A 17870-nucleotide genomic window follows, 5' to 3' on the forward strand; every position below is an offset into this window, starting at 1 on the left:
TGCTTTATGGATGATAACTATCGCGCGGCCGTGGACGCGGCCGCGATCTTTTCGGAAACCGACCTGCGTGGGAACATTACCTACGTCAATCAGCAGTTCTGCAGCATCTCGGGCTACAGCCGCGAGGAACTGCTGGGGGCCAATCACCGCATCCTCAATTCCGGCCTGCATGAGCCGACGTTCTTTGTCGGCATGTGGCGGGCTTTGGTCGCCGGGCGGGTGTGGAAGGGTGAAATCTGCAACCGCTCCAAGGATGGATCGTTGTATTGGGTCGACAGCACCATGGTGCCACTGGTCGATCCGCTTACAGGCCAGGTGCGCAAGTATGTGTCGATCCGCTTTGACGTCACCGAGAAGCGTCAGCTGCTGCATACCTTGCAGTGGCGGGTGGGCCACGATGTGCTCACCGGCCTGCCCAACCGCGCCTATCTGTCCGACTTGCTGAACCAGGCCCTGGCCTGTTCGCGCCGTGAAGGCATCTCGCTGGCGGTGTGCATGCTCGACCTGGATGGTTTCAAGGCGGTCAACGACGGCTACGGGCATGCTGTGGGTGACCTGCTGCTGGTGGAAGTGGCGCAGCGCTTGAAGAGCATCCTGCGCGGTGGTGATGCCGTGGCCCGGCTGTCGGGCGACGAGTTCGTGCTGATCCTGCGCGACGTCGACGATGAGTGTCAGTTGCATGCAGCCCTGCAGCGGGTATTGCGTGCCTTGGCGGCGCCCTATGTGGTGCGTGAGCATACGCTGTCGCTCAGCGCCAGTATCGGCGTGACCCTGTACCCGCAGGATGACGAAGATGCCGACACCCTGGTGCGCCACGCCGATCAGGCCATGTATGTGGCCAAGCAGCGCGGGCGCAACCGTTACCATCTGTTCGACGTGACGCAGGAGCAGGAGCTCAAGGCCACCCACCAGACCGTGGCACGCGTGCGCCGGGCGCTGCGCAACGGTGAGCTGTGTCTTTACTACCAGCCCAAGGTCAACCTGCGCAGTGGCAAGGTGCTGGGCTTCGAGGGTTTATTGCGCTGGCAGCGGCCAGGCCGTGGCGTGGTGCCGCCTGGCGATTTCCTGCCATGGGTAGAGCGGACCGACCTGATCGTCGAAATCGGCGAGTGGGTGATCGGGCAGGCGTTGAGCCAGTTGCAGGCCTGGCAGCTGCAAGGGCAGTCTTGGTCGTTGAGCGTGAATATTGCCGCGCGGCATTTGCAGCGCAGTGACTTTGCCGAGCGCCTGCAGCAACTGCTGGCAGCGTACCCGACGGTGGACCCGGCGCTGCTGGACCTGGAAATCGTCGAGTCAGTGGCCATCGACAACCTGCAGCACGTCAGCCGCTGCCTGGACGCCTGCCGTGCGCTGGGTGTGCGTTTCTCGCTGGACGATTTCGGCACCGGTTATTCGTCGTTGAGTTACCTGAAACGCTTGCCGACCCAGACGATCAAGATCGACCAGTCGTTCGTGCGGGACATCCTTCATGACCAGGACGACCTGGCGCTGACGGAGGCGGTGATCGGCCTGGCCCGGGCGTTTGGCCGCGAGGTGGTTGCCGAGGGGCTGGAGAGTGTCGAGCACGGGCGGGTACTGATGGGCCTGGGCTGCGAGCTGGCGCAGGGTTACTGCATTGCCCGGCCGATGCCAGCCAGTGAAGTGCAAGCTTGGGCGCAGGCCTACCGGCAGCCAGTGGAGTGGCGTGACCCTTGAAGGCCATCAGCGGTCGGTGGTCTTGACCCGTATCATCAATCACGGGCAAAAAAACGGCACCTGCAAGAGGTGCCGTTTTTGCATCACGCGGTATTACTTGTGCAGTTCTTCTGCTGCATACAGCGTGTTCTCCAGCAGGCACGCCCGGGTCATCGGCCCGACGCCGCCCGGCACCGGTGTGATCCAGCCGGCGCGTGGCAAGGCAGTCTCGTAGACCACGTCGCCGACCAGCTTGCCGTCTTCCTGGCGGTTGATGCCCACGTCGATGACGATGGCGCCTTCCTTGACCCACTCACCCTTGACCAGGCCCGGCTTGCCGGCAGCCACGACCACCAGGTCGGCACGCCCGACATGGCCGGCCAGGTCCTTGGTGAAGCGGTGGCAGACGGTCACGGTGCAGCCGGCCAGCAGCAGCTCCATGGCCATCGGGCGGCCAACGATGTTGGACGCGCCGACGATCACCGCGTTCATGCCGTACAGGTCCTGGCCGGTGCTTTCCAGCAGGGTCATGATGCCTTTCGGTGTGCACGGGCGCAGCAGCGGAATACGCTGGGCCAGGCGGCCGATGTTGTACGGATGGAAACCGTCCACATCCTTGTCCGGGCGAATGCGCTCGAGCAGCAGCGAGGCGTCCAGGTGCGCCGGCAGCGGCAGTTGCAGCAGGATGCCGTCGACGGCCGGATCGTCATTGAGACGGTCGATCAGCTCGGTCAGGGCTTGTTGCGTGGTCTCGCTGGGCAGGTCGAACGCCTGCGAAATGAAGCCGACTTCTTCGCAGTCCTTGCGCTTGTGCGAGACATAGACTTGGGAGGCGGGGTCGGTGCCGACCAGGATCACTGCCAGGCCCGGCGTGCGCAGGCCTTGCTGGCGACGCTCCACGACACGTTGAGCGATCTGCTGGCGCAGGCTGGCGGCGATAGCCTTGCCATCGATTAGGTGTGCAGTCATAGACGCGTGATTAACCATCGAGAAGGAACAATAAAGAACGCGCATTCTCGCACGACATGGGCCAAGGGCAAAGGCGGGTGGTCGGGCAAATCCCCTAACCCCTTAAATAATTTAAATTTTTTCGAAAAAGGTGTTGACGACTTTCGGGGTCGACTATAAGATTCGCCGCACTTGTCGGGCACAGCCTAGCACTGGTTGGCTAAGTCGGGCAGAATGAGTGGTTTAACAGTTCCTTGTTAGCGTCTCGTTCGGTTAGGCTTCAAGCTTAAGCGCCCGTAGCTCAGCTGGATAGAGCATCCGCCTTCTAAGCGGATGGTCGCAGGTTCGAGTCCTGCCGGGTGCGCCATTAGGCAGCTTTGGCAAGCAAGTAGGCTGTAATGCAATATGGTGGGCGTAGCTCAGTTGGTAGAGCGCTGGATTGTGATTCCAGTTGTCGTGGGTTCGATTCCCATCGTCCACCCCATATTCTTCAAGGGCGCCTCGATAGCATCTGGCGCCTTTGTTTTAAGCGTTACGCGGACGTGGTGAAATTGGTAGACACACTGGATTTAGGTTCCAGCGGCGCAAGCTGTAAGAGTTCGAGTCTCTTCGTCCGCACCATGCTTCTGTAAAGTTGTACCGCAAGACCGCAATATGGTGGGCGTAGCTCAGTTGGTAGAGCGCTGGATTGTGATTCCAGTTGTCGTGGGTTCGATTCCCATCGTCCACCCCATATTCCTGAAAGGCGCCTTGATCGTGAGATCGGGCGCCTTTTTGTTTTGGGTCTGCGTGGCGGTGGTGAGTCGCGTCCCGACCAAAACACCTCCTGCCCCCTTGTAATCCTCTGGTGGCACCCCAATAAAAGCTGTTAGATTTCAGCCGGTTGAAACACCGGCCCGTTTGGCCGGCAAAGGACACCACCATGATTGCGAAAGAAGCCCGTCAGGCCCTGGCGCTGCAGCGCTTTGCCGAAGCCAGTCCGCAGTTGCTCGAGGAGATCCGCGAGCTGGATGCGCGCGAGCAGGCTCAGCAGATCGAATGGGCGTTCGAGGATGCAGCCGCGGAGCAGGGTATCGAGCCTTGGGAGCTGGCGCTGCAATTGATTGCCGAGTCCCCGGAGCAGCTGCAGGCCATGCGCCTGGAAACGCACCGTGAAGTGGCCGAGGCGCTGGGGCTGGAATGGGAGGAATACTGCCAGTTCAACGAAATCGATCCTGAATAAAGGAAGCGAATGCGTTGCTGGTAGTTGTTTGACAAGGTATTTCGGCTGCAGGCCGCCCCGGGCGTCGTGCAGCCCCGATTGGAAGCAGGCTCGGCGGTGCGCCGTGCGGGCCTTTAAGTTAATCGACCGGCGTTGTTTCCCGTCGTCCCGTGTGGGGTGACTTCTGCTGCGTGACTCACTAGAATGTTTGCCCTTGATTCTGGAGTCGGGCTAACGCCGGCTAACGTCTGTGCAACGAGGAATATCCATGCAAGTTTCTGTTGAAAACACTTCCGCTCTCGAGCGCCGCATGACCATCGCCGTTCCGGCCGAGCGCGTCGAGAACGAAGTCAACAAGCGTCTGCAGCAGACTGCCAAGCGCGCCAAGATCGCGGGCTTCCGTCCTGGTAAGGTACCGATGACCGTGATCCGTCAGCGTTTCGAGGCGGACGCCCGTCAAGAGGCTTTCGGTGACCTGGTGCAGGCCTCCTTCTACGAAGCCATCGTCGAGCAGAAGCTGAACCCGGCTGGTTCCCCGGCCGTAGAGCCGAAGTCCTTCGAAAAGGGCAAGGATCTGGAATTCGTCGCCATCTTCGAAGTGTTCCCCGAGTTCACGGTTGCAGGCCTGGAGTCGATCAAGGTCGAGCGCCTGAGCGCCGAAGTGGCTGACAGCGACCTGGACAACATGCTGGAAGTGCTGCGCAAGCAGAACACCCGCTTCGAGGCCGTCGAGCGCGCTGCGCAGAACGACGACCAGGTCAACATCGACTTCGTCGGCAAGGTCGACGGTGAAGTGTTTGCCGGTGGTTCGGCCAAGGGCACCCTGCTGGTGCTGGGTTCCGGCCGCATGATCCCAGGCTTCGAAGAAGGTCTGGTTGGCGCCAAGGCTGGCGAAGAGCGCGTTGTCAACGTGACCTTCCCAGAGGACTACCAGAACCTGGACCTGGCTGGCAAAGCCGCTGAGTTCACCATCACCGTCAACAGCGTTTCGGCACCTGTACTGCCAGAACTGAACGAAGAGTTCTTCGCCCAGTTCGGCATCAAGGAATCGACGCTGGAAGGCTTCCGCGCCGAAGTTCGCAAGAACATGGAGCGTGAGCTGCGTCAGGCGATCAAGACCAAGGTCAAGAACCAGGTCATGGACGGTCTGCTGGCCGCCAACCCGATCGAAGTGCCAAAAGCCCTGCTGGAAAACGAAGTCAACCGTCTGCGCGTGCAGGCTGTTCAGCAGTTCGGTGGCAACATCAAACCTGAGCAGTTGCCAGTCGAGCTGTTCGAAGAGCAAGCCAAGCGCCGCGTTGTGCTGGGCCTGATCGTGGCCGAAGTGGTCAAGCAGTTCGAGCTGAAGCCAGACGACGCCAAGGTTCGCGAGATGATCGAAGAAATGGCTTCGGCTTATCAGGAGCCTGAGCAGGTCATCGCCTGGTACTACAAGAGCGACCAGCAACTGAACGAAGTGCGTTCGGTTGTGCTGGAAGAACAAGTTGTAGATACTGTTCTGCAGAAAGCGACTGTGACCGACAAGTCGGTCTCGTACGAAGAAGCCGTTAAACCAGCCGAGGCTCCTGCCGCTGCTGAGTAACAGGCTTCTCTCGTAGGAAACCTCCACAAGCCAGCCTTCGAGCTGGCTTGTGCGTATTCAAGCCATGACTATTTGGGAGTGAGCGCAGGACATGTCCCGCAATTCTTATATTCAGCAGAGCTCTGACATCCAGGCCGCAGGCGGCCTGGTCCCGATGGTTATCGAGCAGTCCGCCCGTGGCGAACGCGCTTACGACATCTACTCGCGCCTGTTGAAGGAGCGTGTGATCTTCCTGGTTGGCCCGGTAGAGGACTACATGGCCAATCTCGTCGTTGCGCAACTGCTGTTCCTTGAGGCGGAAAACCCGGACAAGGATATCCATCTGTACATCAACTCGCCGGGCGGTTCCGTCACTGCCGGCATGTCGATCTACGACACCATGCAGTTCATCAAGCCGGACGTTTCGACCATCTGCATCGGCCAGGCCTGCAGCATGGGCGCCTTCCTGCTGGCGGCAGGTGCCAAGGGCAAGCGTCATTGCCTGCCGAACTCGCGCGTGATGATCCACCAGCCGCTGGGCGGCTTCCAGGGTCAGGCCACCGATATCGAGATCCACGCCCAGGAAATCCTCAATATCAAGGCCCGTCTGAACGAGCTGCTGGCCTATCACACCGGCCAGGACCTCGAGACCATCAAGCGTGACACCGAACGTGACAACTTCATGAGCGCCTCGCGCGCAGCCGAGTACGGCCTGATCGACTCGGTCTATGACAAGCGGCAACTGGCCTCCTGAACCGGGGGGTCAGAGCAGGTGGGCGTCGAAAGCGCCTACCTGCGGACTTGAAAAAGCCCGCAATTGCCTTCATCTTGTGTTGCAAGCCTACCGGATTGGATCGATCGAATGACTGACACCCGTAACGGCGAGGACAGCGGCAAATTGCTTTATTGCTCCTTCTGCGGCAAAAGCCAGCACGAAGTGCGCAAACTGATTGCCGGGCCCTCGGTATTTATCTGCGACGAGTGCGTCGACCTGTGCAACGACATCATCCGTGAGGAGGTGCAGGAAGCCCAGGCCGAGAGCAGCGCGCACAAATTGCCTTCGCCGAAAGAAATCAGCGGCATCCTGGACCAGTACGTCATTGGTCAGGAGCGCGCAAAGAAGGTGCTGGCCGTAGCGGTGTACAACCACTACAAGCGCCTGAACCAGCGTGACAAGAAGGGTGACGAAGTCGAACTGGGCAAGAGCAACATCCTGCTCATCGGGCCGACTGGCTCGGGCAAGACCCTGCTCGCCGAAACCCTGGCACGTCTGTTGAACGTACCGTTCACTATTGCTGACGCCACCACCCTGACCGAGGCCGGTTATGTGGGTGAGGACGTCGAGAACATCATCCAGAAGCTGTTGCAGAAGTGCGACTACGACGTTGAGAAGGCCCAGATGGGCATTGTCTACATCGACGAAATCGACAAGATCTCGCGCAAGTCGGACAACCCGTCCATCACCCGTGATGTTTCCGGTGAGGGCGTGCAGCAGGCACTGCTGAAACTGATCGAGGGCACCGTGGCCTCGGTTCCGCCGCAGGGTGGCCGTAAGCACCCGCAACAGGAGTTCCTGCAGGTTGATACCCGCAACATCCTGTTCATCTGTGGTGGTGCGTTCTCGGGCCTGGAAAAGGTCATCCAGAACCGTTCCACCAAGGGTGGCATCGGTTTTGGAGCTGAAGTGCGCAGCAAGGAAGAGGGCAAGAAGGTTGGCGAATCCCTGCGTGAGGTCGAGCCGGACGATCTGGTCAAGTTTGGCCTGATTCCGGAATTCGTCGGCCGTCTGCCGGTACTGGCTACCCTTGACGAGCTGGATGAGGCTGCGTTGATGCAGATTCTCACTGAGCCGAAGAATGCCTTGACCAAGCAGTATGCCAAGCTGTTCGAGATGGAAAGCGTTGACCTCGAGTTCCGTAGCGATGCGCTCAAGGCCGTTGCACGCAAGGCCCTGGAGCGCAAGACTGGCGCTCGTGGCCTGCGTTCGATCCTCGAAGGCGTGCTGCTCGATACCATGTACGAGATTCCTTCGAAAAAGGATGTCAGCAAGGTAGTTATCGACGAGAGCGTCATTGAGGGCACCTCGCAGCCGCTGATGATTTACGAAAACAGCGAACCGCAAGCCAAGGCCGCGCCAGACGCCTGATTCAGGCAAAGGCCGGTTCTCGGTTGCAAGCAAGATGGGGGCCTACGGGCCCCTTTCTGCTTTTCCTGTGCAAGCGCTTGTAATTTCCCAAGCGTGCCCCCACATTAGGTCCAAGCATCATTTCCACCGGTTTCCGGCCATAAGGCCGCTGTAGAGGCGAAATCATGAAGACCACCCTCGACTTGCCTCTTTTGCCATTGCGCGATGTCGTTGTTTACCCGCACATGGTTATCCCGCTGTTCGTGGGGCGTGAAAAGTCCATCGAAGCCCTCGAGGCGGCGATGACGGGCGAAAAGCAGATCCTTCTGCTGGCCCAGAAGAATCCAGCCGACGACGACCCGGGTGAGGACGCCCTGTACCGCGTCGGTACCGTTGCCACCGTGCTGCAACTGCTGAAGCTGCCTGATGGCACCGTCAAGGTGCTGGTCGAAGGCGAGCAGCGTGGTGCGGTCGAGCGCTTCTCCGAAGTTGAAGGGCACATCCGTGCCGAAGTCTCCCTCATCGACGAAACCGACACTGCCGAACGCGAGTCGGAAGTCTTCGTGCGCACGCTGCTGTCGCAGTTCGAGCAGTATGTTCAGCTGGGCAAGAAAGTGCCTGCCGAAGTGCTGTCTTCGCTGAACAGCATCGAAGAGCCAGGGCGCCTGGTCGACACCATGGCCGCGCACATGGCCCTGAAGATCGAGCAGAAGCAGGAAATTCTTGAAATCGTCGACTTGACTACCCGTGTCGAGCACGTACTGGCACTGCTGGATGCCGAAATCGACCTGCTGCAGGTCGAAAAGCGCATTCGCGGCCGGGTCAAGAAGCAGATGGAGCGCAGCCAGCGCGAGTACTACCTGAATGAGCAGATGAAGGCCATTCAGAAAGAGCTTGGCGATGGTGACGAAGGCCACAATGAAGTCGAAGAGCTGAAAAAGCGCATCGAAGCCGCAGGTCTACCTAAAGATGCCCTGGCCAAGGCCCAGGCGGAGCTGAACAAGCTCAAGCAAATGTCTCCGATGTCGGCCGAAGCTACCGTGGTGCGCTCGTACCTCGACTGGCTGGTGCAGGTGCCGTGGAAGGCACAGAGCAAGGTGCGTCTGGACCTGACCAAGGCCGAGGAAATCCTCGATGCCGACCATTATGGCCTGGAAGAGGTCAAGGAACGCATCCTCGAGTACCTTGCCGTGCAGAAGCGCGTCAGGAAAATCCGCGGCCCGGTGCTGTGCCTGGTCGGCCCACCCGGCGTCGGCAAGACCTCGCTGGCCGAGTCGATCGCTGCCGCCACCAACCGCAAGTTCGTGCGCATGGCCCTGGGTGGCGTGCGTGACGAGGCCGAGATCCGTGGCCACCGCCGTACCTATATCGGTTCCATGCCGGGTCGCCTGATCCAGAAGATGACCAAGGTGGGCGTGCGCAACCCGTTGTTCCTGCTCGACGAGATCGACAAGATGGGCAGCGACATGCGCGGTGACCCGGCCTCGGCGCTGCTGGAAGTGCTCGACCCTGAGCAGAACCACAACTTCAACGACCACTACCTGGAGGTCGACTATGACCTCTCGGACGTGATGTTCCTGTGCACCTCGAACTCGATGAACATCCCGCCGGCGCTGCTGGACCGGATGGAAATCATCCGCCTGCCTGGCTACACCGAGGACGAGAAGATCAACATCGCGGTCAAGTACCTGGTGCCCAAGCAGGTCAAGGCCAACGGCTTGAAGAAGGAAGAGCTGGAAGTCGACGTCTCGGCGATTCGCGACATCATCCGCTACTACACCCGTGAAGCCGGTGTACGGGGCCTGGAGCGGCAAATTGCCAAGGTCTGCCGCAAGGTGGTCAAGGAACATACCGGGCAGAAGCAGGTCAAGGTCAAGGTGGCCAGCGAGCAGCTGGAGCACCTGCTGGGCGTGCGCAAGTTCCGCTATGGCCTTGCCGAGCAGCAGGACCAGATCGGCCAGGTTACCGGCCTGGCCTGGACCCAGGTGGGCGGCGAGTTGCTGACCATCGAGGCCGTGGTCATCCCCGGCAAGGGCCAGTTGATCAAGACCGGCTCGCTGGGCGATGTCATGGTCGAGTCGATTACTGCCGCGCAGACCGTGGTGCGCAGCCGCGCCCGCAGCCTGGGGATTGCCGCCGACTTCCACGAGAAGCACGACGTGCACATCCACATGCCTGAGGGCGCCACGCCGAAGGACGGCCCTAGTGCCGGTATCGGCATGTGCACCGCATTGGTGTCGGCGCTGACGCAGATCCCGGTACGTGCCGACGTGGCCATGACCGGCGAAATCACCTTGCGTGGCCAGGTATTGGCCATTGGCGGGTTGAAGGAAAAACTGCTGGCGGCACACCGTGGCGGGATCAAGACGGTGATCATTCCCGAGGAGAATGTTCGCGATCTCAAGGAGATTCCTGAAAATATCAAACAGGATCTTCAGATCAAACCGGTCAAATGGATTGACGAAGTCCTGCAAATTGCGCTGCAATACGCCCCGGAGCCCTTGCCAGATGTGGCTCCGGAGATTGTCGCGAAAGATGAAAAGCGCGACGGCGATGCCAAGGAAAGAATTAGCACGCATTAGTAGTTTTCGGCTGGGGGGCTTTCCTTGACAGTTTTTTCGAGGCCTTGCTATAAAGCGGCACGCTATTGTCGTCAGGCCGCCCAGCACACGTTTCATAAGCTTTTCATTACATACTTAGAAACAAACTCAATAGAGAAATAAGGGGACTTAGAGTGAACAAGTCGGAACTGATTGACGCTATCGCCGCATCTGCTGACATCCCGAAAGCTGTAGCCGGCCGTGCGCTGGACGCAGTCATCGAATCCGTCACCGGCGCCCTGAAGCAAGGTGACGATGTGGTACTGGTTGGCTTTGGTACCTTCTCGGTCAAGGAGCGCGCCGAGCGTACCGGCCGCAACCCGCAAACCGGCAAGGCCATCAAGATCGAAGCCGCCAAGGTTCCAGGTTTCAAGGCAGGCAAAGGCCTGAAAGACGCCGTCAACTAAGTCGTCTTTCAGCCGGGCCCGGCCTGGCCTGGTCCGAGCACGGTGATGGCGGGGCGCAAACGTTCCCGCCTGACACGTTTGCTAAGAAAAGGCGCATCCTCGGATGCGCCTTTCTTTTATCAGGATTCTACCCACGCTCCGCGGTTGTCGACGCAGTGGTACAGCCGTTTCTGGGGGACGCATGCTGCAAAATATCAGGGACAATTCACAAGGTTGGATTGCCAAGACCATCATCGGCCTTATCGTCGTGTTGATGGCATTGACCGGTTTCGAAGCCATTTTCCAGGCCGCCACTCATAGCCAGGACGCCGCCAAGGTGAACGGCCAGACCATCAGCCAGAACGAACTGAGCCAGGCGGCCGAGATGCAGCGCCGTCAACTGATGCAACAGTTGGGCAAGGATTTCGACCCGGCGCTGCTGGATGACAAGTTGCTGCGTGAAGAAGCACTCAAGGGGCTGATCAGCCGCAAGCTGCTGCTACAAGGCGCTGAAGATGCCAAGTTCGCTTTCTCTGACGCCGCACTGGATCAGGTGATCTTGCAGACCCCTGAATTCCAGGTGGACGGCAAGTTCAGCGCTGAGCGTTTCGATCAGGTGATCCGCCAGATGGGCTACGGCCGCATGCAGTTCCGCGAGATGCTTGGCGAGGAAATGCTCATCGGCCAACTGCGCACCGGCCTGGCCGGTAGCAGCTTCGTCACCGATCAGCAGGTCGATGCCTTTGCTCGCCTGGAAAAGCAGACCCGCGACTTCGCCTCCCTGACCTTCAAGGCCGACCCGGCCGCAGTCAAGGTCAGCGACGAAGAGGTCAAGGCGCACTACGACCAGCACGCCAAGGAGTTCATGTCGCCTGACCAGGTCGTGATCGACTACATAGAGCTGAAGAAGTCGGCCTTCTTCGACCAGGTCAAAGTGACCGACGAAGAGCTCAAGGCTCAGTACGAGAAGGAAATCGCCAACCTGGCTGAACAGCGTCATGCCGCGCACATTCTCATCGAGGTCAACGACAAGGTCACCGACGCCCAGGCCAAGGCCCGCGCCGAAGAGATCGAGCAGCGTCTGGCCAAGGGTGAGGACTTTGCCGCACTGGCCAAGGAGTTCTCCCAGGACCCAGGCTCCGCCAACAGCGGTGGTGACCTCGGCTTCGCCGGCCCGGGCGTCTACGACCCGGCCTTCGAAGAGGCGCTGTACAAGCTTCAGGATGGCCAGGTATCTGCTCCGGTGCGCACCGAGTTTGGCTACCATCTGATCAAGCTGCTGGGCGTGCAGGCGCCAGAAGTACCGAGCTTCGCCAGCTTGAAGGACAAGCTGACCCGTGATCTGAAGATGCCGCTGGTCGAGCAGCGTTATGTCGACGCCAGCAAGCAGTTGCAGGATGCTGCCTACGAGGCTTCCGACCTGGCTCAGCCGGCCCAGGACCTGAACCTCAAGGTACACACCTCCGCCGCCTTCGGCCGCGAGGGTGGTGAAGGCATTACGGCGAACCGTTCGGTGGTGCAGGCTGCGTTCTCAGAAGAAGTGCTGGATGAGGGTGCCAACAGCAACGCCATCGAACTCGACCCTGAGACCACCGTGGTGCTGCGCGTCAAAGAGCACCGCAAGCCAGAGCAACTGCCGCTGGAAGCTGTGGCCAAGAACATCAGGGAGCACCTGGCCAAAGAGAAGGCGACTGCCGAGCTCAAGGCCAAGGCGGACAAGCTGATTGCCGGCCTGCGCGACGGTTCCATCGCAGCAGGCAGCGTGCACGAAGGGCAAGGCTGGAAAGCCTATGAAGCCGTCACCCGTGGTGAGGACGGTATTGATCCGGTCGAACTGCAGGCACTGTTCCGTCTGGGCAAGCCGCAAGCCAAGGGCAAGCCTGTTTACGGCAGTGTAGTGCTGCGTGACGGTAGCCTGGTGGTGTTGCAGCTCAAGGGTGTGAACGAAGGCGCTACCGCCACCGACGAAGAGAAGCAGCAGATTCGCCGCTACCTCGCGTCACGTGCTGGCCAGCAGGACTTTGCCGCTTACCGCAAACAGCTGGAAGCCAATGCAGACATCACTCGTTACTAAGGTGTTCGTTGCATGAAGAAACAGGCCGCTTCGTGCGGCCTGTTTCGTTTTCGCCAGCCGCGCGGACGGTGATTGTCGAAGACCACACCGCCTCAGGGGCGGCGCCGACCAGGTTCTACCGCTTCACCCCTTCATAACTATCCAGCGTATCGCGTGCAATCTCTCGCCCCAGGGCGATCAGCTCCGGCGCCTTGTAGAACTCGAAAAACCGGCACACCCGCTTGGGCACGTTGATCAGCACATCCGGTGGATAGCCGGCAATCTTGTACTGTGCCAACGAAGTCTGCATGACCTCGAAGCTCTGGTTGATCAAGTCCAGCAGCGAGGCCGGCCCCACGTTGTCGATGATGAAAGAACCGGTGGCCGACTTAGGCGCGCCCTCGCGCTCCGGGGCCGCCGCTGATTGCTGGCTTTCCGGGTCGGCGCTGTCGGTCAGCCACGGACTTGGTGGTGCCAACCCTTCGGCGACGATTTCCTTTTCGATGCGGATCAGCTCTTCCGCCGGTTTACGCCGGAATGGCAAGCGTGAGCCCAGCGAGCTCAGCAAGGCGTCAAAACGCATCTTGAAGGCCGCCGGACGCTCGATCACCGGCAACTGGTACTGCTTCTGGTTGGTGGCGTTAAGGTTGACTGCGATGATCAGGTCGCAATGGCTGGACACCACAGGCACGATTGGCAGCGGGTTGAGAATGCCGCCGTCGACAAGCATACGGTTGCCTTGCATCACCGGCGTGAACAGGCTGGGAATGGCCGCCGAGGCACGCATGGCCTGGTGCAGGCAACCCTCCTGGAACCAGATTTCCTGCTGGTTGGTTAGGTCGGCGGCCACTGCGGTGTAGGGGATGCGCAGTTGCTCGATGTTTATCTCGCCGACGATCTTGCGGATCTGCCCGAACACCTTGTCGCCGCGAATCGCACCGAGGCGAAAGCTGACGTCGACCAGGCGCAGCACATCCAGGTAGTCGAGGCTCTCGATCCAGTTGCGATAGTCGTCCAGCTTGCCAGCGGCATAGATACCGCCAATCACCGCACCCATGGAACACCCCGCGACGCAGGCTATGTCGTAGCCGCGGCGCTCGATTTCCTCTATTACGCCGATGTGCGCATACCCTCGGGCTCCGCCCGACCCCAGTACCAGTGCCACACGTTTACTCATGAACATTCCCCGGCCAGTGCCATCATGGTCCTACAATGCACCCATCGCTGCCTGTGCTTCAATGTAGATCGTGCTGAGCTACTGTAATAAAACTGGCCAGGCAACGCCGGCTGGGCATGGCACTTTCCAGCTGTCGGCGCGTCGAACAGCCACCGTTTTTCCATAGAGGTATTACTGATGAAAGCCTGGATTTGCCTTCCACTGATTGCCTTGGCCCTTGCTGGCTGCGCGGGCAAGACGGCCTACCGTGACAGCTGCGCGACCCAGCTGGATGCCGCCTGGAAGGAGCTGGACCTGGCCAAGGCCGAAGGCTTCGCCGGTGCCGTCAGTTACTCCAAAGCCTTGTCTTTGCTGACGGGGGCCAAGACCCAGCAGCAGTTCGAAGGCTTTGAAAGCTGTACCCGCAAAGCCGAAAAGGCCCGCTTCTACATTCGCGAATCTCGCGCCGGGCGCTGATCAGGGAGCATCGTATGTCTGCCATGCTCGACCATGTAGTTGTCCAGATACTGACCTTGCAGGTGCGGTTGCTGGCCTGTCGTGAACGCCTGGCTGCCAATACCGACAGCGAAGCCTTGCACGACCTGCGTGTCACCTTGCGGCGCCTGCGCAGTCTGTTGAGGCCGCTGCGTGGGCTGCCTGGCGTGGAGCAGCTCGAGGATGCTGCAAGGTCGCTGGGTACCCTTACCACGCCCTTGCGTGATCGCGAGGTAGTGGCGGCCGAGCTGATCGGACGCGGTCATGCGGCAGCCGGGCAGCGGCGTCTGCAGGGGCGTGACAGGACCTTCGCCAGCGTCGCTGCCAGCCCACAGCTGGCCAGGGTATTGGCGATTCTCGACGCCTTTCCATTGTTCCTGCGGGCGGCGGGCCGGGAGGGGTTGGTCAAGTCGCTGGGCAAGCGCATCGACAAGCGTCTGGTCAAGCAGTGGCGCAAGTTGTACGAAGCGTTGCAGGACCCGGCCCACGATCGCCACCGCCTGCGTTTGCTGATCAAGCGTGCGCGGTATGGTGATGAGGCCTACCCGCAACTCGATCACGCTGGGAAAAAACTGCAACGTCTGCTGAAAAAGGCACAGGGCGACCTGGGCGATTGGCACGACCGCCTGCAATGGCTGCTGCAAGCGCGTGACCAGGCCGACCTGCTCCCCTGCAGGGCCGATTGGGAGCAGGAACTGCATGAGGCGGAGCGTCAGTCAGATATGACGCTGGACGCCCTGCAACAGGCACTGACGCGGCGTTATCACGGAAAATGACCGATATGCGGGCTGATTCCCCGGGGTTTGCTGGCTAGGATGAGCGGACCTTTTCCTTTGCAGGCAGGAGCCGGCCAATGAATTTCAACCAACTGCTCGACGCCGTGCGGGCCAACCCGGATTCCGTCAGCATCCCGCCCAGTTGGGCCCAGGGGCGCGCTGCTTTTGGCGGCTTGATGGCGGCCATGGTGTATGAATCCATGCGCCTCAAGATCTGCGACAACCGCCCGGTACGCTCATTGGCCATCAGCTTTGTGGCACCCGCGGCGGCGGATGTACCCATCCGCTTCGAGGTGGAGGTTTTGCGCGAAGGCAAGGCGGTTAGCACGCTGCTGGGCCGCGCCGTTCAGGCTGGCCAGGTGGTGACCTTGGTGCAGGGCAATTTCGGTGCGGGCCGGCCTTCGGTGGTGGAAGTGCCGGCGTTACCGGCCATTGAAATGCCTGCGCTCGACGAGGCGGCCCCGGAGTTGCCCTATATCAAAGGCGTTACCCCTGAGTTCATGCGGCATGTTGCCCTGCGCTGGGCTGTGGGCGGGTTGCCGTTCAGTGGCAATCAGTCGCGCAGGATGGGCGGTTGGGTACGCTTGCGGGATGTGCTGGAAGAACCGGTGAGCGAGGCGCACGTGCTGGCGTTGGTCGATGCCTGGCCGCCCAGCCTTATGCCGTTTCTCAAGCAGCCCGCTGCGGGCAGTACGCTGACCTGGACCATCGAGTTCATCCAGCCAACAGCGAAGCTGTCGACCTTGGATTGGTGTCGGTACTGCGTGGAGACCGAGCATGCGCGGGATGGCTATGGGCACGCTGCTGCGGCGTTGTGGACGGCGCAGGGCGAGTTGTTGGCGTTGAGCCGGCAGACCGTCACCGTTTTCGCCTGACCCTTGCAAGGCTGCTCACAAGGAGTGCTCCGGCAACTGACTCAGTGTCGGTGCTTGTGCCGCTCCCGCCAGGCCTTCCACCAGGCCCCGCTCAGCACGAAGCGCGGAAAGGTGATGAACTGCTCGGTCAGTAAGCGCTGCACGGCATCCTGGCGGTTGGCGAACGGCTCGGGCTGCTCGGCTTCAAGGCGGTGCCCTTGGCGCTGTAGGCCCAGCGCGGCGACCAGGGCAATCACACCCACCGCGATCTGGCCGAGGTCGAAACCGAACAGGCCGGACAGCACCAGTAGTGTCCCCAGAATGAACAGCGGCACAGCAATCAGGTGCAGCACCAGGTTGGCCGGGTGGCGGTGATTGTGGTGATAGCCGCGCCATTGCCAGGCGGGAAGATTGGGCAGGCGTTTGCTCATGGGGATTTCCTCTCGGTCATGCCCAAAGCTTAGTGCGGCCCCCGAGTGGGGGTCAATCGAGGCTAGCTATGCTGACTATAGCTTGAGCTGGCCAATGGCCTTGTTAAGTTCGCCGGCCAGGGTCGCCAGTTCGCTGCTGGTAGTCGCCGAACCGACCGTCTGCTGCACGGTCCGCTCGGTGACATCGCGGATGCTGACCACCGCGCGGTTCATTTCCTCGGCTACCTGGCTTTGCTGCTCGGCCGCTACAGCGATCTGGGTATTGCTTTCGCGCATCTGCGCCACGGCACCGGTAATTTCAGCCAGCGCCTCACCGGCTTCCTGTGCCTGACGCACGCAGTCGTCGGCCTTGTACGAGCTTTCCTGCATGAACTCCACCGCATCGCGGGTACCCGACTGCAGGGCCGAAACCATGGTAGTGATTTCATCCGTGGAGGTTTGCACGCGTTTGGCCAGGTTGCGCACTTCATCGGCCACCACGGCAAAGCCTCGGCCGAGGTCGCCGGCGCGCGCGGCTTCGATGGCAGCATTGAGCGCCAGCAAGTTGGTCTGTTCGGCAATACTGTGGATCACACTGACTACACCGTTGATCTTCTGGCTGTCTTCGGCTAGCTGTCGAATCATCTCGGCAGTTTGCTGCACGCCGCTGGAAAGCCCGGAAATCGAATCCTGCACTCGGCTGACCACCGCTTGGCCGCTGCCGGCCAAGGTGTCGGCGGTTTGTGACAAATCGCGGGTGGCACCGGCGTGCTGGGCGATGTGGTGCACGGTCGCCGACATTTCGTTGATGGCAGTGGCGGCCTGGTCGGTCTCACTCTGCTGGCCGAGCATGCCATGGCGTACGTCGCTCATGCTGGCGGCCAGGCGTGCAGCGCCCGAGTCCAGTTGTGCTGCGCTGTGGGCGACGGTGCTGACCACGCGGTGATAGGTGGACTGCATGGCGTTGAAGGCCCCGGCCATCTGGCCGACCTCGTCGCCACTGGCCAGTGGTACGCGGGCCGACAGGTCGCCGGTTTTTTCCACGTGCAGCATCACGTCCTTGAGGGTGTTGAGCTGGCTGAGCAGGAAGCGGATCAGCAGTTGGGAGGCGCCGAGCATGGCCAGCATCAGGATCAGTACACACACCGCGTAATTGCTGAAGCGATCGAAGAAAACCTGACGCAGACTGGGGGACTGAGCCAGCACAGCCAACTGCCGGTCGCCGTTGCGCAGCACCTGTGCGCCACGCAGCGGGTTTTCACCGAGGATCCAGGCGCTCGGCAGTTCTACCCAGCCTTGGGTGTTGCGCAGGGCATCGAGCGCCTCCCCGGCGTAGGTTGGCGTTTGCCCTGTTGACCAACTGATGACGTTGGCCGGGCGTGGCAGTGCTTGCCCGGCTGGCCAGGCGGCCAGCAACTGAGCTTGTGCGGCCGCCTGGCTCTGAGCCGCCTCGGCACGTGCGCGTTGCTCCAGGTGCACGGCGTACAGCACCAGCAGCAAGGTGGTGACAAAGGCCACTGCGTTGACGGCCCAGAATTTGTACTTCAGGGAAACATTGCTAAGCCAGGCACCCATGGGCAGGTCTTCTCTGAGTTGAGCGGAAACAATATTGGCAAGGTGCCATCATTGTG

The 17870-nt window shown here is 60.7% G+C and carries 15 protein-coding genes and 4 tRNA genes; 15 read left to right on the forward strand and 4 right to left on the reverse strand.

What is annotated here, in order from left to right:
• Positions 1–6: 6 nt before the first annotated feature.
• Positions 7–1695 (forward strand): EAL domain-containing protein, encoded by a 1689-nt coding sequence (locus tag J3A98_RS06620; protein WP_209964864.1) that lies wholly within the window; start codon positions 7–9, stop codon positions 1693–1695.
• A 93-nt stretch (positions 1696–1788) separates the two neighbouring features.
• Here J3A98_RS06620 and folD read toward each other — a convergent pair whose 3' ends face one another.
• Entirely contained in the window at positions 1789–2643 is an 855-nt protein-coding gene (gene folD, locus J3A98_RS06625) for a bifunctional methylenetetrahydrofolate dehydrogenase/methenyltetrahydrofolate cyclohydrolase FolD (RefSeq protein WP_003250234.1), read from the reverse strand.
• Between the two features lie 269 nt (positions 2644–2912).
• Here folD and J3A98_RS06630 point away from each other — a divergent pair.
• From J3A98_RS06630 to J3A98_RS06680, 11 genes are all read left to right on the forward strand, one after another.
• Positions 2913–2989 (forward strand) — tRNA-Arg (locus J3A98_RS06630).
• A 41-nt stretch (positions 2990–3030) separates the two neighbouring features.
• Positions 3031–3106, forward strand: a tRNA-His gene (locus J3A98_RS06635).
• A 52-nt stretch (positions 3107–3158) separates the two neighbouring features.
• Positions 3159–3243, forward strand: a tRNA-Leu gene (locus tag J3A98_RS06640).
• A gap of 36 nt (positions 3244–3279) precedes the next feature.
• A tRNA-His gene (locus J3A98_RS06645) sits at positions 3280–3355 on the forward strand.
• Positions 3356–3544: 189 nt separating this feature from the next.
• Positions 3545–3844, forward strand: coding sequence for a DUF6388 family protein (locus J3A98_RS06650; protein ID WP_176683955.1), 300 nt, complete (start codon positions 3545–3547; stop codon positions 3842–3844).
• A gap of 247 nt (positions 3845–4091) precedes the next feature.
• Entirely contained in the window at positions 4092–5405 is a 1314-nt protein-coding gene (gene tig / locus J3A98_RS06655; RefSeq protein WP_209964866.1) for a trigger factor, read from the forward strand.
• 91 nt (positions 5406–5496) lie between these two features.
• Positions 5497–6138, forward strand: a complete 642-nt coding sequence (gene clpP, locus J3A98_RS06660) for an ATP-dependent Clp endopeptidase proteolytic subunit ClpP (RefSeq protein WP_003259400.1) — start codon at positions 5497–5499, stop codon at positions 6136–6138.
• Between the two features lie 108 nt (positions 6139–6246).
• The gene (gene clpX / locus J3A98_RS06665; protein ID WP_003250242.1) at positions 6247–7530 is read left to right on the forward strand and encodes an ATP-dependent Clp protease ATP-binding subunit ClpX; all 1284 of its coding nucleotides are present in this window, start codon (positions 6247–6249) and stop codon (positions 7528–7530) included.
• Between the two features lie 164 nt (positions 7531–7694).
• Entirely contained in the window at positions 7695–10091 is a 2397-nt protein-coding gene (gene lon, locus J3A98_RS06670) for an endopeptidase La (RefSeq protein ID WP_209964868.1), read from the forward strand.
• Positions 10092–10243: 152 nt separating this feature from the next.
• A complete protein-coding gene (gene hupB, locus J3A98_RS06675) occupies positions 10244–10516 on the forward strand; it encodes a nucleoid-associated protein HU-beta (protein ID WP_003250246.1) in 273 nt (90 codons plus the stop codon).
• Positions 10517–10697: 181 nt separating this feature from the next.
• Positions 10698–12569, forward strand: a complete 1872-nt coding sequence (locus J3A98_RS06680) for a SurA N-terminal domain-containing protein (protein WP_209964870.1) — start codon at positions 10698–10700, stop codon at positions 12567–12569.
• Between the two features lie 115 nt (positions 12570–12684).
• Here the strand turns inward: J3A98_RS06680 and J3A98_RS06685 are convergent, their stop codons facing one another.
• On the reverse strand, positions 12685–13725 hold the full coding sequence (locus J3A98_RS06685) for a patatin-like phospholipase family protein (RefSeq protein WP_176683952.1): 1041 nt from the start codon (positions 13723–13725) through the stop codon (positions 12685–12687).
• A gap of 177 nt (positions 13726–13902) precedes the next feature.
• On the opposite strand from J3A98_RS06685, the gene J3A98_RS06690 reads away from it, so the two are divergent.
• From J3A98_RS06690 to J3A98_RS06700, 3 genes are all read left to right on the forward strand, one after another.
• Positions 13903–14181 carry a hypothetical protein gene (locus tag J3A98_RS06690; RefSeq protein ID WP_176683951.1) on the forward strand — a complete coding sequence of 93 codons (279 nt, stop codon included), beginning with the start codon at positions 13903–13905 and terminating at the stop codon, positions 14179–14181.
• A 14-nt stretch (positions 14182–14195) separates the two neighbouring features.
• On the forward strand, positions 14196–14975 hold the full coding sequence (locus J3A98_RS06695; RefSeq protein WP_176683950.1) for a CHAD domain-containing protein: 780 nt from the start codon (positions 14196–14198) through the stop codon (positions 14973–14975).
• A gap of 77 nt (positions 14976–15052) precedes the next feature.
• On the forward strand, positions 15053–15850 hold the full coding sequence (locus tag J3A98_RS06700) for a thioesterase family protein (RefSeq protein ID WP_209964873.1): 798 nt from the start codon (positions 15053–15055) through the stop codon (positions 15848–15850).
• 41 nt (positions 15851–15891) lie between these two features.
• Here the strand turns inward: J3A98_RS06700 and J3A98_RS06705 are convergent, their stop codons facing one another.
• Positions 15892–16260, reverse strand: a complete 369-nt coding sequence (locus J3A98_RS06705) for an Mpo1-like protein (protein WP_176683948.1) — start codon at positions 16258–16260, stop codon at positions 15892–15894.
• A gap of 75 nt (positions 16261–16335) precedes the next feature.
• Positions 16336–17814, reverse strand: coding sequence for a methyl-accepting chemotaxis protein (locus J3A98_RS06710; RefSeq protein ID WP_209964875.1), 1479 nt, complete (start codon positions 17812–17814; stop codon positions 16336–16338).
• Positions 17815–17870 lie beyond the last annotated feature (56 nt).

Origin of the sequence: Pseudomonas sp. BP6 (assembly GCF_017875935.1) — a bacterium.
Classification (GTDB): Bacteria; Pseudomonadota; Gammaproteobacteria; order Pseudomonadales; family Pseudomonadaceae; genus Aquipseudomonas; species Aquipseudomonas putida_Y.

Bases quoted from the DNA above. Each gene is read 5' to 3' on its own strand.
- J3A98_RS06620 (WP_209964864.1), top strand. From the start codon at position 7: ATGGATGATAACTATCGCGCGGCCGTGGACGCGGCCGCGATCTTTTCG.
- folD (WP_003250234.1), bottom strand. From the start codon at position 2,643: ATGACTGCACACCTAATCGATGGCAAGGCTATCGCCGCCAGCCTGCGC.
- J3A98_RS06650 (WP_176683955.1), top strand. From the start codon at position 3,545: ATGATTGCGAAAGAAGCCCGTCAGGCCCTGGCGCTGCAGCGCTTTGCC.
- tig (WP_209964866.1), top strand. From the start codon at position 4,092: ATGCAAGTTTCTGTTGAAAACACTTCCGCTCTCGAGCGCCGCATGACC.
- clpP (WP_003259400.1), top strand. From the start codon at position 5,497: ATGTCCCGCAATTCTTATATTCAGCAGAGCTCTGACATCCAGGCCGCA.
- clpX (WP_003250242.1), top strand. From the start codon at position 6,247: ATGACTGACACCCGTAACGGCGAGGACAGCGGCAAATTGCTTTATTGC.
- lon (WP_209964868.1), top strand. From the start codon at position 7,695: ATGAAGACCACCCTCGACTTGCCTCTTTTGCCATTGCGCGATGTCGTT.
- J3A98_RS06680 (WP_209964870.1), top strand. From the start codon at position 10,698: ATGCTGCAAAATATCAGGGACAATTCACAAGGTTGGATTGCCAAGACC.
- J3A98_RS06685 (WP_176683952.1), bottom strand. From the start codon at position 13,725: ATGAGTAAACGTGTGGCACTGGTACTGGGGTCGGGCGGAGCCCGAGGG.
- J3A98_RS06690 (WP_176683951.1), top strand. From the start codon at position 13,903: ATGAAAGCCTGGATTTGCCTTCCACTGATTGCCTTGGCCCTTGCTGGC.
- J3A98_RS06695 (WP_176683950.1), top strand. From the start codon at position 14,196: ATGTCTGCCATGCTCGACCATGTAGTTGTCCAGATACTGACCTTGCAG.
- J3A98_RS06700 (WP_209964873.1), top strand. From the start codon at position 15,053: ATGAATTTCAACCAACTGCTCGACGCCGTGCGGGCCAACCCGGATTCC.
- J3A98_RS06705 (WP_176683948.1), bottom strand. From the start codon at position 16,260: ATGAGCAAACGCCTGCCCAATCTTCCCGCCTGGCAATGGCGCGGCTAT.
- J3A98_RS06710 (WP_209964875.1), bottom strand. From the start codon at position 17,814: ATGGGTGCCTGGCTTAGCAATGTTTCCCTGAAGTACAAATTCTGGGCC.